Below are 13,779 nucleotides of genomic sequence, written 5' to 3'. Positions count from 1 at the left end.
GGGGGCGGGTTGTAAAGGCCCGTTTCGAGGCGCGGGCCGGCGTGGCTCAGGCGCGGGCGCGCTGGCCTCGGTGCTGGCGGGCGAGTTCGGCTGCGACGTGGTCAGCGAGCGCGCCGACGCTGTCGAACAGCTCGGCCGTTACGTCCTCGTCGTCGATGAGGATGCCGAACTCGTCCTCGAGCGCGGTCAGCACGGTGGCAACTGCCATCGAATCGAGTTCGGGCAAGTTGCCGAACAGGCGGGTGTCGCGGGCAAGGTCCGCGGTGCGGTCCGGCGCAAGACCCAGGGTCTCGCCAAGGACGGCTGCCACGCGCGCGAGGACGTCGTCGGGTCCGCTGGCCGGGGGCATCGGGGTTCGGGGCTCGCTGTTGCAGATTTCTTGCAGGCGCCGCGCCCTACACGCGGCACGCGCCGCTTGCAACCGCGCGCGATTGCCAGTGCCGAAGCCGGCCCCTATGGCCGCCCGCGATGGCGGTTCCCTTCGTCAAGATGCACGGGGCAGGCAATGATTTCGTCATCTTCGACGCGCGCGAGCGGCCCGTGCCCCTCGATGCCGAGACCGTGCGGCGCCTCGCCGACCGGCACGTCGGCATCGGCTGCGACCAGCTGTTCCGGCTCGAGCCGAGCAGCCGGGCGGACCTGTTCCTCCGCATCTGGAACCCGGACGGCAGCGAGGCTGAGGCCTGCGGCAACGGCACCCGCTGCGTGGCCGCGCTGACCGGCGCGCGGCGGATCGAGACGGCGGCGGGCGTGCTCGAGACCGAAGGTGAGGCGCATGGCGTCGTCATGGGCCGGCCGCGCTTCGGCTGGGAGGAGATTCCGCTGGCGATGCCGATGGACACGCTCGCCATGCCGGTCGCCTGGGACGGGCTGGCCGAGCCCTCCGCCGTCTCGATCGGAAACCCGCACCTCGTCTTCTTCGTGGCCGATCCGGCGGCCGTGCCGCTCGAGCGGCTGGGGCCCGTCATCGAGGGCGACCCCCTGTTTCCCGAGCGAGTCAACGTGGGCGTGGCCGCCGTCGAGGCCCGGGACCGGATCCGCCTGCGCGTGTGGGAGCGCGGCGCGGGGCTCACGCTTGCCTGCGGCTCCGGGGCGTGTGCGGCCTTCGCGGCGGCCCGGCGGCGGCGGCTGGTGGATGCATCCGCGACGGTGGCGCTTCCCGGAGGAGAGCTCCGCATTGCCGAGCGGCCCGACGGGCAGCTGCTGATGGAGGGGCCGGTCGCCTTCGTGTTCCGCGGCGAGGTGGAGCCGTGAACGCAACCGTCATCACCCACGGCTGCCGGGCGAACCGGGCGGAAGCCGAGGCGCTTGCCCGCTGGGCCGGCCCGGGCCGCACCGTCATCAACAGCTGTGCCGTCACCGCCGGGGCCGTGCGCGATGCGCGGGCGGCAGCGAAGCGCGCGCTGGGCGGGGGAGGTGAGGTCTGGGTGACCGGCTGTGCGGCGGTGGTTGCCCCCGAGCGATTTTCGGACCTCGCCGTGCGCCTGGTCGCCAAGCCGCTGCTTGCGGCGCCCGCGACGCTTGGCGCGCGCGGCTTCGTCGCCGTGCAGGATGGCTGCGCCCACGCCTGCACCTTCTGCGTGACGCGGCTCGCGCGCGGGGCCGCCCGCTCGGCGCCCGTCGAGGCCGTGGTCGAGGCGGTGTCCGCCCTCGTCTCCCGCGGCGCGCGCGAGGTGGTGCTGACGGGCGTCGACCTTTGCGGCTGGGGCGCGGACCTTCCAGGCGCGCCGCGCCTTGGCACGCTCGTCGAGGCGGTGCTGGCGCGCGTGCCGGCTCTCCCGCGGCTGCGGCTCTCCACCCTCGACCCGGCAGCCGTTGACGACCGCCTCGTCGCCCTCTTTGCCGAGCCGCGGCTGATGCCCCATGCTCATCTCTCGCTCCAGTCGGGCGACGACCTGGTGCTGAAGCGCATGCGCCGGCGTCACCTGCTGGCCGATGCCCGCCGCCTCGTGGCCAGGCTGAAGACCGTGCGCCCCGACATCGCCATCGGCGCCGACCTCATCGCCGGCTTCCCGACCGAGGGCGAGGCCGCGCACCGGGCGAGCCTCGCCGCGCTCGCGGCGCTCGACATCGTCCACGCCCATGTCTTCCCCTACTCGCCGCGGCCAGGCACGGCGGCCGCGCGCATGCCGCAGGTGCCCCCGGCAGAAGCGCGCCGCCGCGCGGCCGAGCTCCGCGCGGCTGCCTCGGCCCGGCAGCAAGCCTGGCTCGCCGGCTTCGTCGGGCGGACGCTCGAGGTGGTGAGCGAAGGCGCAGTCGGGCTTGCCCCGCACTTTGCCGAGGTCCGGCTTGCCGCGCCGCTGCCGCGGGGAGCGCTCGCGCGAGTCACCGTTCGCGCCGTTTCGGACGGGAGGCTGGTCGCATGACCGAGGGCGGCAGCACCGAGGTCACGGGCAGGGGCGGGTTCCTCGCCCGGCTGCGTGCAGGGCTCCAGCGCACCAGCGCGAAGCTCTCCGAATCGCTCACCCTTCTCGTCGGCACGCGCACCCTCGAGCCGGCCGACCTCGACGCGCTCGAGGAGACGCTGATCGCGGCCGACCTCGGGCCCGCGGTGGCCGCGCGCATCACCGACCGGCTGCGCGAGGCCCGCGTGGTGGGCGAGGTGGATCTTGCCGGGGTGAAGCGGATCGTCGTCGAGGAAGTGACGGCCATTCTCGCGCCGCTTGCCCGGCCGCTTGCCGTCACCGCCTTCCCGCGGCCGCACGTCATCCTCGTCGTCGGCGTCAACGGCACCGGCAAGACGACGACCATCGCCAAGCTCGGCCACCTCTTCCAGGAGGAGGACTATGAGGTGATGTTCGCCGCCGGCGACACCTTCCGGGCCGCGGCCGTGGAGCAGCTGAAGGTGTGGGGCGAGCGGCTCGGCGTGCCCGTGGTTGCTGGCGCGGAGGGGACGGACGCTGCCGGCCTCGCCTACCGCGCCATGGAGGAAGCGAAGGCGAGCGGCCGCGACGTGCTCCTCGTGGACACGGCTGGACGGCTCCAGAACAAGGCGGGCCTCATGGACGAGCTTGCCAAGATCCGCCGGGTGCTCGCCAAGCAGGACCCGAGCGCGCCGCACGATGTGGTGCTCGTGCTCGACGCGACGACCGGGCAGAACGCCCTCTCGCAGATCGAAGTGTTCCGCGAGGTGGCGGGTGTCACGGGGATCGTCATGACCAAGCTCGACGGCACGGCGCGCGGCGGCGTGCTGGTGGCGGCAGCCGAGACGTTCGGCCTGCCTATCCATGCGGTCGGGGTTGGCGAGCGGCTCGGGGATCTGCGCCCGTTCGACCCGCGCGCCTTCGCCCGTGCGCTGGTGGGGGAGGGGGCGTGACCGAACCCGCGCCGCCCGCGGCCGAACGCGCCCTTCCGCCGCTTGCGAAGCTTGCGCTCGATCTCGGGCCGCTCCTCGTCTTCTTCCTAGCCTACGCGCGCTTCGACATCTTCGTGGCGACTGGGGCCTTCATGGCAGCCTTTGCAGTGGCGGTGGCGGCAAGCTGGTGGCTTACCCGCCACGTGCCGGCCATGACCTGGTTCTCGGGCGCGCTTGTGGCAGTCTTTGGCGGGCTCACTCTTTGGCTCCACGACGAGACCTTCATCAAGGTGAAGCCCACCATCCTCTTCCTCATGTTCGCAGCCATCCTCGGCTTCGGCTCGCTCACGGGCCGCAACTACCTGCGGATGCTGCTGGGTGCGGCCATGCCCGGCCTTTCCGACCTGGGCTGGAGCCTGCTCCAGCGCCGCTGGGCGTGGTTCTTCCTCGCGCTCGCCGGCCTCAACGAGCTGTTCTGGCGCGGCTTTCCGACCGAGGTGTGGGTTCACTTCAAGGTCTGGGGCGACACGCTCCTCACCTTCCTGTTCGCAATCGCCCAGATCCCGCTCTTGAAGCGCCACGGGCTGAAGCTCGACTGAGCCTCAGCGCCGCTCGTAGCCCTTGAGCAGCTCGTGGAGCAGGCGCACGCCCCAGGCGGACGCGCCCTGCGGGTCGACGCCCTGGGTCGGGGCAAGGCGCCACGCGACGCCCGCGATGTCGAGGTGCGCCCAGGGGATGGCCGCCGGCGTGAAGGCCTCGATGAAGTGGGCGCCGAGGCTGGCGCCAGGGCCGGCGCCCTCGGTCGAGTTGCGCACGTCGGCGATATCGGAGCGGACGAGCCGGGCATAGGCGGGGTGGAGCGGCAGCCGCCACACGGCATCGCCGCTCGCCGCCGCGGCCGCCTCGATCCGCCGGCCGAGCGGCTCGTCGCGCGCGAAGAGCGCGGCATACTGGTCCCCGAGCGCGGCCGCCGCCGCGCCGGTCAGCGTTGCCATGTTGACGATGGCCGCCGGCCGGTCGCGGGCGGCATACTGATTGGCGTCCGCCAGCACCACCCGGCCCTCGGCATCGGTGTTGATGATCTCGATGGTCTTGCCTCCCAGGGTGCGCACCACGTCGCCCGGGCGAGTGGCATTGCCGTCGGGCATGTTCTCGGCGAGTGCCGCGACCGCCGTCACGTTGACTGGAGCGCCACGGCGGGCGGCGGCGAGCGTCGCCGCCATCACCCGCGCCGCGCCCGACATGTCGTACTTCATCCGCCACATGCCGGCGGCCGGCTTGATCGAGATGCCCCCGGAATCGAAGGTGATGCCCTTGCCCACCAGCGCCACGGGCGCGGCATCGCCCGCGCCGCGGTAGCGCACCACGAGGAGCCGAGGCGGCCGCCTCGACCCCTGCCCGACCGAGAGGATGCCGCCCATGCCGAGCCGCTGCATTGCGGCCTCATCCAGGACCTCGATGGACACGCCGCGCACGCCGCGGAACGCGTCGCGCACCCGCTCGACGAAGCTCTCGGGGTAGAGGACGTTGGCCGGCTCGGTGACGAGGTCGCGCGCGAACGTCACCGCCTCCACGAGGTGGGCGCCTTCGGCTCGGAACCGCGCTTCGGAGGCGGCCGGTTCGGCCGACACGAAGGTGGCGGGCTCGGTCGGCAGCGCGCGGCGGCCTTCGGTGCGGTAGCGGTCGAAGCGGTAGGCCCCGAGGCCGAAGCCCGTCGCAAGCTCCGCCGTCACGTCCGCGCCGTCTCCGGCGACGCCGGCCGCGAGCACCGAGACGGGCCCGCGATCCTCGCGCGTGTCCTGGCCGATCCGGCCGCCGAGGTCCTGCAGGCGGGCTGCTGCGAGCTTCGGCTCGGCGCCGTAGACGCGGATCCGCGCGTGGCCGGCCGCGTTGACGAGCACGAGCGTCTGGTCGGGCTTTGCTTCGAAGCCGGCCGCTGCAGCGCCATCGCGCACGGCGGCAGCGAGGGCGGCGGGCAGGCCCGAGGTGGCCGACGCCAGGTCTCCGGCGACGACGAGGGCGAGGGTTCCGCCGGACGCGGGCGCGGTGGCGAAGCGAATGGGCCGTGGCGCCGAGTTGGGAATGGTGGAGGGCGGCACGAGCGTGCCGGTCGCGGCAGCCGGAGGCACGGCGAGCGGCGGGGCGGCAGCGAGGAGGGCGGCGACGAGCAGGCGGGCGGCAGGGGTCATGACGTCTCCCGGAAAGGCGCGTGGGGCCTTCCAGAAAGCCGGTCCGGCGGGCTAGGGCAAGGGCGGACACGGGGAAGGAGAGACGCATGCGGGAGGCCCTTCGCTTCTACATCGACGGCGCGTGGGTGGAGCCGGCGCCGGGCTGGCAGCCGCTCGAGGTCATCAACCCGGCAACCGAGGAGCCGATGGGGCGCGTGGCGCTCGGGACCGCGGCCGACGTCGATCGCGCCGTTGCCGCCGCCCGCGCGGCCTTCCCCGCCTTCTCGCGCACGAGCCGGGCCGAGCGGCTGGAGCTGCTTGGCGCCATCGCGGCCGAATACCAGAAGCGCTACGCCGAGATCGCGGCCGTCATCACCGAGGAGATGGGGGCACCGGCGTGGCTCGCCATGCAGGCGCAGGCGGCGCTCGGGCTTGCGCATCTCCAGACGGCGATGGCCGTGCTCCGCGACTACCGCTTCGAGGAGGAGCGCGGCACGACCCTGCTTCTCAAGGAGCCGATCGGCGTCTGCGGCTTCATCACGCCGTGGAACTGGCCCATCAACCAGATCGCCTGCAAGGTGGCGCCGGCGCTCGCCGTCGGCTGTACCATGGTGCTGAAGCCCTCGGAGGTGGCGCCCTTCAACGCCATCCTCTGGGCGGAGGTGCTGCACGCCGCTGGCGTGCCGAAGGGCGTGTTCAACCTCGTGAACGGCGATGGGCCGACCGTGGGTGCCGCGATTGCTGCCCACCCGGAGGTGGACATGGTGAGCTTCACTGGCTCGACTCGGGCCGGAGTCGATGTCGCGGTGAAGGCCGCGCCCTCCGTCAAGCGCGTGCACCAGGAGCTCGGCGGCAAGTCCCCCAACATCATCCTGCCCGGTGCTGATCTTCAGAAGGCCGTCGGCGCCGGCGTCCAGACGATGATGATGAACTCGGGCCAGAGCTGCAACGCGCCCAGCCGCATGTTCGTGCCGCGCGCGCGGATGGAGGAGGCGAAGGCGGTCGCGAAGGCCACGGCCGAGGGCATGACGGTGGGAGACCCGACGGGCAACAGCCAGCTTGGCCCTGTGGTCTCGCAGGCGCAGTTCGATAAGATCCAGCGTCTCATCGAGACCGGCCTTGCCGAAGGGGCGACGCTGGTGACGGGCGGCCCCGGCCGGCCCGATGGACTGCCCCGCGGCTATTATGTGAAGCCCACCGTCTTCGCCGACGTGACGAACGACATGACCATCGCCCGCGAGGAGATCTTCGGCCCTGTGCTGGCAATGCTGCCATATGACAGCGTCGAGGAGGCGATCGCGCTGGGCAACGACACGCCCTACGGGCTTGCCGCCTATGTCCAGGGGCCCGAGGACGAGGCGCGGGCGGTGGCGCGCCAGCTTCGTGCCGGCCAGGTCATCCTCAATGGCGCTGCCCCCGACTTCATGGCCCCCTTCGGCGGCTACAAGCAGTCCGGCAACGGCCGGGAGTGGGGAGACCACGCCTTCGCCGAGTTCCTCGAGACGAAGGCGGTCATCGGCTGGAGCATGGCGCAGGCCGCCGAGTGACCTTCGCGGCCGCATGCGGCGCGGCGGCCCGTTGAGCCGGGCGCGCCGGTGAGGTGGCTTGCCCGAACCATGGCCGTCGCGGTCGCGGCGGTGCTGCTCCTCGCCGCGCGCGGCTACGCCGAGGCCACGCGCACGCCCCGGCTCGTGGAAGCGGCACTCCCCCTGCCCGGGCTTGCCGAGGGCACCGAGGTGCGGGCGCTCCTCATCGCCGACACCCACGGCGGGCTTCCCGACATGCCCCGTGGCCGGCTCGAGCGGATCGTGGCACAGGCCAACCGCGCAGGCGCCGATCTCATCCTCCTCCTCGGCGACTATCACACGGCGCATGCCTTCGCCTGGCCCGGCCGGCATCGGCTCGAGGACTCGCTTGAGCCCTTCGCGAAGCTGCGGGCGCCGCTTGGCGTCTTCGCCGTTCGCGGCAACCACGACAACTTCTGGACCGACCGCATCATGGGCCGGCTGGGTTCCCCCGTCCTCCTCGTCAACACCCACCGGGACGTGGGGCCGCTGGTGGTTGCCGGGCTCGACTCGGCCGCCTACCGGCCCGACCTTGCCAAGGCGCTTGCCGGGATCCCGCCGGGCCGGCCGGTGCTCCTCCTCGCCCACGAGCCGGAGCAGTTCGCGTGGATGGACGCGCCGCCGCGCCCGCTCGTGATGGTGGCCGGGCACACCCACGGCGGGCAGATCCGGCCGCCGCTCCTCTCGGCGCTCCTCGATCGTCTGCGCCCCTACCGCTGCCTGCGCGGCATCTGCCGGGACCGCGGCTGGACCCTGGTCGTAACCAGCGGCGTCGGGACCTCCTGGGTGCCGCTGCGGCTGGGGGTGCCGCCCGAGATGGCGCTTTTGACCCTTTACGCGCCCTCGGGCAGGAAGTCGGGCACCGAGAGGTAGCGCTCGCCGGTATCGTAGGTGAAGCCGAGGATGCGCGCGCCGCCAAGTTCCGCCAGCTTCTGGTGGATGGCGGCAAGGGTGGCGCCCGACGAGATGCCGACCAGCATGCCCTCGGTGCGGGCCGCCCGCCGCGCCCAATCTTTCGCATCCTCGGGGGCCACCTGGATCACGCCGTCGAGGAGGCGGGTGTCGAGGTTGCCGGGGATGAAGCCGGCGCCAATGCCCTGGATGGGGTGGGGCGCGGGCTGGCCGCCGCTGATCACGGGGGAGAGCGTGGGCTCGACGGCGAAGACGCGCAAGCCCGGCCACGCCTTCTTCAGCCGCTGGGCGCAGCCGGTGATGTGGCCGCCGGTCCCCACCCCGGTGATGAGCGCGTCGATGGGCGAATCGGCGAAGTCGGCCAGGATCTCCTCGGCCGTGGTGCGGGCATGGACGGCGATGTTGGACGGGTTCTCGAACTGCTGCGGCATCCAGGCGCCAGGAGTGCTCTGGACGAGCTCGATGGCCCGGGCGATTGCGCCCTTCATCCCGCTCTCGCGGGGGGTGAGGTCGAAGGTGGCACCATAGGCCAGCATGAGCCGCCGCCGCTCGACCGACATGCTCTCGGGCATGACGAGGATGAGCCGGTAGCCCTTGACGGCTGCCACCATGGCAAGGCCGATGCCGGTGTTCCCCGACGTGGGCTCCACGATCACCCCGCCCGGCTTGAGCAGCCCCTGCGCCTCGGCGTCTTCGATCATGGCAAGGGCGATCCGATCCTTGATCGAGCCGCCGGGGTTGGCCCGTTCGGACTTCACCCAGACCTCGGCGTCAGGGAAGAGGCGGGCGAGGCGGATGTGAGGCGTCTGGCCGATCGTCTCGAGGATGGACTGCGCACGCATGTTGCACTTCCTAGCCGCGTGCGGCCTTCAGGTCATCGGGAATGTCGAGCCGGTCGGCGCGTGCGAGCGCGGGGAACAGGCGCGCCCACAGCAGCGTCACGAGGAGCGCGAGCACGCCGCCCAGCACGGTCGCCTGGACTGCGCCGAGGAGAGCGGCGAGCGTGCCGGCGCGAAACTCGCCGAGCTCATTTGATGCGCTGATGAAGACGAGGCTGACCGCCGACACGCGCCCCCGCATCGCATCCGGCGTGTGGAGCTGGATGAGCGAGGCGCGCACGTAGACCGAGACCATGTCGGCCGCGCCGAGGATGACGAGCGCGGCAACCGCGACTTCGAGGTTGGGCGCAAGACCGAAGCCGATGGTGGCCACCGCGAAGATGCCGACGGAGGCGAAGAGCTTGCCTCCCACCCGGTTGCGGAGGGGGAAACGGGTGAGGGCAATGGCCACCAAGGCCGCGCCGATGGCGGGAGCCGCCCGCATGAGGCCGAGCCCCTCGGCGCCGACATGGAGGATGTCGCGCGCGTAGATGGGCAGCATGGCGGTGGCACCGGCCAGGATCACGGCGGCAAGATCGAGGCTGATGGCGCCGAGCACGATGGGGTTCCGGCGGACGTAGCGAAGCCCTTCGCCGACGGAGGCCCGGCCGGCGTCGCTGCGCGGCACGGGCGGGATGGCAAGGAGGGCCGACAGCGAGGCGACGAGAAGCAGGGCGGCAGCGAGGTAGGGGAGGGGCGCGGCGCGGTCGTAGAGCAGGCCGCCGGCCAGCGGCCCCAGCACGGCGCCTGTCTGGAAGCCGATCGAGGACCAGGCGATCGCCGTCGGCAGCACGGCGGGCGGGACGAGATTGGGGGCGAGCGCCGTCATCGCCGGGCCGGCGAAGGCGCGGGCGGCGCCCAGCGTCGCGGCCACTGCGAAGAGGGGCCAGAGCGGCGGCTGAGGCAGCCGGGCGAGGGTGAGCAGGGCAACGGCGCATGCCAGCTCCGCCGCGATCGCGGCGCGGGCGATCAGCCTCCGGTCGAAGCGGTCGGCGAGCTGGCCGACGAGGAGGGTGAGGCCGACGATGGGGAGGAACTGGGCAAGCCCCACCATGCCGAGCAGGAAGGCGGCTTCCGAGACCGGCATCGTCCGGCGGGCGAGGTCATAGACCTGCCAGCCGATGACGATGACCATCATCATCTGCGCGAGCGTCGCCGTCAGCCGGGCGAGAAAGAAGGCCCGCCAGGCGGGGAAGGCAAAGGGGGAGGGGCCAGTCATCGCGCCCCATGCCCGGGGGCGGCCGGCGAGGGGGGGCGGCTCAGCTGCCCTTGCCGGGGGCCGGCGAGAAGAACTGGTCGAACTTGCCGGGCTTGCCCTTCCACTCGTCGGCATCTGCCGGCGTCTGGCCCTTCACCGTGATGTTGGGCCATTCGGCGCTGTACTTGGCGTTGAGCTCGATCCACTTCTCGAGACCCGGCTCGGTGTCCGGCACGATCGCCTCGGCAGGGCACTCCGGCTCGCAGACGCCGCAGTCGATGCACTCGTTGGGGTTGATGACCAGCATCGACTCCCCTTCGTAGAAGCAGTCGACCGGGCAGACCTCGACGCAATCCATGTACTTGCAGCGGATGCACGCTTCGGTCACGACATAGGCCATCGGACACCCCTCTTGCGGAACGGTCAGGAGCTGACGCGCTAGCGAAGCGCCGGCGCTGCCGTCAACGCTCGCGTTCTTTGGCCAGGCCTAGGCTGCCTTCGGCAGCGCTGGCGCCCCGTCTCCCATGAGCAGCGTGTAGAGCTGGCGGGCTTCGGCGAACGGGCCGCGGCGGTCGGCAAGCGCTTCCACCCTCAGGGCGATCACCTGGTCCCCGCGCGGGAAGGCCAGCACGTTTCCGGGCCTGACCCGCGTGCAGCTGCGGTCGATGACGCGCCCGTCGAGCCGGAGGCGCCGGCTTTCGCACAGCGCCTGGGCGTCGCTGCGGCTGGCAGCCAGCCGCGCGTACCAGAGCCACTTGTCGAGACGCAGACCCGGACCATGGACCAATGCTCAACCTCCCGTGAGTTGCCGGAGTACGGAGAAGTGCGGCGAAGGTGGTGACCTGTCGCGGCGGCGTCGCCGCGCAGCGAAGGCGTAGTGGCCGTCCTGGTCGGTCACGCGGAAGCCGAGCGCCCGCATGAGGAGCCCGAAGTCCGCCGGAGACAGGCCCAGCGCGCCGGCCAGTGCCGGATCGGGCTGGATGCCGCGAGCCCCGGCGCGCTCGGCGAGACGCTGGGCGTGCAGCAGGCGCGCGGTGCGGTCGACCATGTCGACCCTGACCGCAAGCCCCGAGACCAGCCAGTAGCCGGCGACGGCAAGAAACCCCGGAGGCGCGCAAGGGTCCGCGGCAAAGGCGATCCGGCCGGGCGGCGGCGGGGGCGGTAGCGCGTCCGCCCGGGCGTGGACGCCCCAAAGCGCGAGGCGCCAGCGCGTCGCCTCGGGCTTGAGCACGCGGCCGATGAACAGGTGGACGACCCCCAAAGTCACGCCGGCCTTGCGCAGCAGCTGCCGGTCCTCGCGGGAGAGCGCGGCCAGAAGATCCTCGACGGCTGCGCGCGGCACGATCCCCATGGTCTCGACGAGCTGCACGGCGAGCCCGCGCGCAGGCGGTGACAGGCGGTCCGAGAGCGCCTCGAGCGCCGTCAGTGGCGCGAGATGGCGTTCGCGCGCCGCCGCGACCCACTGGCCAAGCCGCTCCTCCACGCGCGCCCGCTCGAGTGGCGGCAGGGCGTCGAGGCTGCGGTCGAGCTCGATCCGCGGCGCAAGTGCCGAGCGGCCGCGCCGGAGCGCTGCAACCCGCGCGCCGTTCCACGCGATGCGGGGCGGCATGGCGCCATCGAGGGCGAGCGCGAACGCCGAGTCGGGTGCGGCAGCGAGCGCGCGGGCGCGGGCGGCGAGCTCGCGCGCCAGCCGGCGTTCGGCGGCCGCGAGCAGCCGCCGCTTCTCTCCGGCACGTGCGGCCGGGTCGGGCGTGAAGGCGAAGCCGGAAAGGGTGCCGATGATCGCGCCGTCGACGAGGACTGCGCCGTCCGGGTCCACCGACACGGCGAGATCGGGGTCGCGCAGCTTGAGGTCGCGGATGAGGACGGCGGTGCGGCGGTCCACGAACCGCTGGGTGAGCCGCTGGTGGAGCGCATCCGAGAGCTTGTCCTCGACGGCCCGCGCCCGCTCCGCCCAGCCCTCGGCATCCTCGAGCCAGCCGGGACGGTGGGCGATGTAGGTCCAGGTGCGGGCCGCGGCGATCCGGTCGGAGAGGGTCGCGATGTCGCCGGCGACATTGTCGAGGACGGCGAGCTCGGAGCGGATCCATTCGCCCGGGAGATGGCCGTTGCCTTCGGACAGGTGGCGGAAGATCCGGCCGACGAGGCGGGCGTGGCGCTCCGCCCCGGTCTTGCGGTAGTCGGGAAGGCCGCAGGCGGCCCAGAGCCGCATCAGCCGGTCACGGCCCTGGGCCCGCTCCATCACCCACGGCTCGCCGGCCAGGCGCTTCAGCACGGCGACGTCGATCGCGTCATCGCCGCGGATCAGCTCGTGGCTTGAGGGACGGGCGTCGAGGCTCATGATGAGCCGGTGGAGCGACGTGTAGTCGAGCCGGGCGTTGCGCCAGTAGAGGCCCTTGAGTGGCGGGAAGACGTGGGTCTCGATCGCCTCGATCTCGTGCGGCTCGAGCAGCAGCGGGCCAGCCTCCCCGCTGCCGAGCTGGACCGTGCCGAAGCTGCCGTCCCGCTGGTGGCGGCCCGCCCGCCCGGCGATCTGGGCGAGCTCGCTTGCCGTGAGGCGGCGATGGCGGCGGCCGTCGAACTTCGCGAGCCCGGCGAAGGCGACGTGGGCGATGTCCATGTTGAGGCCCATGCCGATCGCATCGGTGGCAACCAGATAGTCCACTTCGCCCGACTGGTAGAGCGCCACCTGGGCGTTGCGGGTGCGGGGGCTGAGGCCCCCCATCACCACCGCGGCTCCGCCCTTGTGGCGGCGCAGCATCTCGGCGAGCGCGTAGACGTCCTCGGCCGAGAAGGCGACGACGGCCGTGCGGGGCGGCAGCCGGGAGAGCTTCTTCGGCGCCACGTGCTCGAGCTTCGAGAAACGCGGCCGCGAGCGGATGTCGGCATCGGGCAGGAGCCTGCGCACCAGGGGCCTTAGGGTCTCGGCGCCCAGGATGAGCGTCTCGGAGGTGCCGCGAAGGTGCAGCATGGCGTTGGTGAAGACGTGGCCGCGCTCGGGGTCGGCCCCCATCTGCCCTTCGTCGATGGCGACAAAGGGAAAGGCCCGGTCCGTCGGCATGCTCTCGGCCGTGCAGAGGAAGTAGCGGGCCCCTGGCGGCACGATCCGCTCCTCGCCCGTGAGCAGGGCCACCTGCGCCTTGCCCTTGAGCACGACGACCCGGTCGTAGACCTCGCGGGCGAGAAGGCGCAGCGGGAAACCCATCATGCCGCCGCTATGGGCGCACATGCGCTCGACGGCGAAATGGGTCTTGCCAGTGTTGGTGGGCCCGAGGAGGGCGGTGAGCTGCGAGGCGAGGGTCAAGCCGGGCGACCCGCAGTTTCGGAGGGCCGAGCGTGCCACGACGCCAACGCGACCGCAGGCCCCTGCCCCGCCCCTGCCGCGCCGCTGCCGAACCTGGTGCCGATGGCGCCCTCCAGCTGCTCTGACGCCACATATGGTGGCAGCCGCTTGCCTCGTGCGCAAGTCATAGTTTCATGACGCTCCCGCGACGGGGCGTCGCTTCAGGCGCGGTTCGCTTCGTCGCGCGCCCCGGGCGCCCTGCCGCAACGGCAACCGGGCCACGCTGCCTTGCCGTTGACCGCTGGCCTGAGGCTGATTCATGCGGGGAGTCATGCAGTTAAGAGGACGCGCTGGTAGGCTGCGGCAAGCGCCGGCGGCCCCGTGGGTGCGTCCCGCCCGCCGCGCCACCATGCAAGCTGGGAAGCAGGGTCGCCGTGACAGTCGCATGAACCGGTGCGCTGCTGCGCGCGAAGGGAGGGG

The 13,779-nt window shown here is 72.5% G+C and carries 13 protein-coding genes; 6 read left to right on the top strand and 7 right to left on the bottom strand.

The features are described from left to right. Positions 1 to 46 precede the first annotated feature (46 nt). The gene (locus H3H34_RS09690) at positions 47 to 349 is read right to left on the bottom strand and encodes an acyl carrier protein (protein WP_194745084.1); all 303 of its coding nucleotides are present in this window, start codon (positions 347 to 349) and stop codon (positions 47 to 49) included. 119 nt (positions 350 to 468) lie between these two features. Here H3H34_RS09690 and dapF point away from each other — a divergent pair, with 119 nt between their 5' ends. Genes dapF through H3H34_RS09670 form a run of 4 tightly spaced genes read left to right on the top strand, consistent with a single transcriptional unit; the run spans position 469 to position 3,894 of the window. Further along, positions 469 to 1,254 (top strand): diaminopimelate epimerase, encoded by a 786-nt coding sequence (dapF, locus tag H3H34_RS09685; protein ID WP_194745083.1) that lies wholly within the window; start codon positions 469 to 471, stop codon positions 1,252 to 1,254. Then, positions 1,251 to 2,366 (top strand): radical SAM protein, encoded by a 1,116-nt coding sequence (locus H3H34_RS09680; protein ID WP_194745082.1) that lies wholly within the window; start codon positions 1,251 to 1,253, stop codon positions 2,364 to 2,366. The genes dapF and H3H34_RS09680 overlap by 4 nt, the downstream gene beginning before the upstream one ends. Continuing rightward, on the top strand, positions 2,363 to 3,316 hold the full coding sequence (ftsY, locus tag H3H34_RS09675) for a signal recognition particle-docking protein FtsY (RefSeq protein ID WP_194745081.1): 954 nt from the start codon (positions 2,363 to 2,365) through the stop codon (positions 3,314 to 3,316). Before H3H34_RS09680 ends, ftsY begins: the two co-directional genes overlap by 4 nt. Beyond that, on the top strand, positions 3,313 to 3,894 hold the full coding sequence (locus tag H3H34_RS09670; protein ID WP_194745080.1) for a septation protein A: 582 nt from the start codon (positions 3,313 to 3,315) through the stop codon (positions 3,892 to 3,894). Before ftsY ends, H3H34_RS09670 begins: the two co-directional genes overlap by 4 nt. A gap of 3 nt (positions 3,895 to 3,897) precedes the next feature. On the opposite strand, the gene H3H34_RS09665 is transcribed toward H3H34_RS09670, so the two are convergent. Continuing rightward, positions 3,898 to 5,484 carry a leucyl aminopeptidase family protein gene (locus H3H34_RS09665; RefSeq protein ID WP_194745079.1) on the bottom strand — a complete coding sequence of 529 codons (1,587 nt, stop codon included), beginning with the start codon at positions 5,482 to 5,484 and terminating at the stop codon, positions 3,898 to 3,900. A gap of 86 nt (positions 5,485 to 5,570) precedes the next feature. Between H3H34_RS09665 and H3H34_RS09660 the strand changes: the two genes are divergently transcribed. Beyond that, a complete protein-coding gene (locus H3H34_RS09660; protein WP_194745078.1) occupies positions 5,571 to 7,010 on the top strand; it encodes an aldehyde dehydrogenase family protein in 1,440 nt (479 codons plus the stop codon). A 69-nt stretch (positions 7,011 to 7,079) separates the two neighbouring features. Beyond that, a complete protein-coding gene (locus H3H34_RS09655; protein ID WP_194745077.1) occupies positions 7,080 to 7,901 on the top strand; it encodes a metallophosphoesterase in 822 nt (273 codons plus the stop codon). On the opposite strand, the gene cysK is transcribed toward H3H34_RS09655, so the two are convergent. The 5 genes from cysK to H3H34_RS09630 form a co-directional block, all read right to left on the bottom strand. Continuing rightward, on the bottom strand, positions 7,862 to 8,782 hold the full coding sequence (gene cysK / locus H3H34_RS09650; protein WP_194745076.1) for a cysteine synthase A: 921 nt from the start codon (positions 8,780 to 8,782) through the stop codon (positions 7,862 to 7,864). The genes H3H34_RS09655 and cysK overlap by 40 nt on opposite strands. A 10-nt stretch (positions 8,783 to 8,792) precedes the next feature. Further along, positions 8,793 to 10,037 carry an MFS transporter gene (locus H3H34_RS09645; protein ID WP_194751909.1) on the bottom strand — a complete coding sequence of 415 codons (1,245 nt, stop codon included), beginning with the start codon at positions 10,035 to 10,037 and terminating at the stop codon, positions 8,793 to 8,795. A 40-nt stretch (positions 10,038 to 10,077) separates the two neighbouring features. Further along, the gene (gene fdxA, locus H3H34_RS09640) at positions 10,078 to 10,416 is read right to left on the bottom strand and encodes a ferredoxin FdxA (RefSeq protein ID WP_194745074.1); all 339 of its coding nucleotides are present in this window, start codon (positions 10,414 to 10,416) and stop codon (positions 10,078 to 10,080) included. Positions 10,417 to 10,503: 87 nt separating this feature from the next. After that, positions 10,504 to 10,803, bottom strand: coding sequence for a S4 domain-containing protein (locus H3H34_RS09635; RefSeq protein WP_235945658.1), 300 nt, complete (start codon positions 10,801 to 10,803; stop codon positions 10,504 to 10,506). A 3-nt stretch (positions 10,804 to 10,806) separates the two neighbouring features. Further along, on the bottom strand, positions 10,807 to 13,320 hold the full coding sequence (locus H3H34_RS09630) for a helicase-related protein (RefSeq protein ID WP_235945656.1): 2,514 nt from the start codon (positions 13,318 to 13,320) through the stop codon (positions 10,807 to 10,809). Between the last annotated feature and the right edge of the window lie 459 nt (positions 13,321 to 13,779).

It is taken from the genome of Thermaurantiacus tibetensis, from assembly GCF_015354055.1.
Taxonomy (GTDB): Bacteria; Pseudomonadota; Alphaproteobacteria; order Sphingomonadales; family Sphingomonadaceae; genus Thermaurantiacus; species Thermaurantiacus tibetensis.
The sequence above is the reverse complement of the archived record's forward strand: the minus strand, read 5'-3'. Positions and strand labels throughout refer to the sequence as shown.

What these genes read in the sequence shown, in the direction of transcription:
- H3H34_RS09690 (WP_194745084.1), bottom strand. Translation starts at nt 349, where the DNA reads ATGCCCCCGGCCAGCGGACCCGACGACGTCCTCGCGCGCGTGGCAGCC.
- dapF (WP_194745083.1), top strand. Translation starts at nt 469, where the DNA reads ATGGCGGTTCCCTTCGTCAAGATGCACGGGGCAGGCAATGATTTCGTC.
- ftsY (WP_194745081.1), top strand. Translation starts at nt 2,363, where the DNA reads ATGACCGAGGGCGGCAGCACCGAGGTCACGGGCAGGGGCGGGTTCCTC.
- H3H34_RS09665 (WP_194745079.1), bottom strand. Translation starts at nt 5,484, where the DNA reads ATGACCCCTGCCGCCCGCCTGCTCGTCGCCGCCCTCCTCGCTGCCGCC.
- H3H34_RS09660 (WP_194745078.1), top strand. Translation starts at nt 5,571, where the DNA reads ATGCGGGAGGCCCTTCGCTTCTACATCGACGGCGCGTGGGTGGAGCCG.
- H3H34_RS09655 (WP_194745077.1), top strand. Translation starts at nt 7,080, where the DNA reads ATGGCCGTCGCGGTCGCGGCGGTGCTGCTCCTCGCCGCGCGCGGCTAC.
- cysK (WP_194745076.1), bottom strand. Translation starts at nt 8,782, where the DNA reads ATGCGTGCGCAGTCCATCCTCGAGACGATCGGCCAGACGCCTCACATC.
- H3H34_RS09645 (WP_194751909.1), bottom strand. Translation starts at nt 10,037, where the DNA reads ATGACTGGCCCCTCCCCCTTTGCCTTCCCCGCCTGGCGGGCCTTCTTT.
- fdxA (WP_194745074.1), bottom strand. Translation starts at nt 10,416, where the DNA reads ATGGCCTATGTCGTGACCGAAGCGTGCATCCGCTGCAAGTACATGGAT.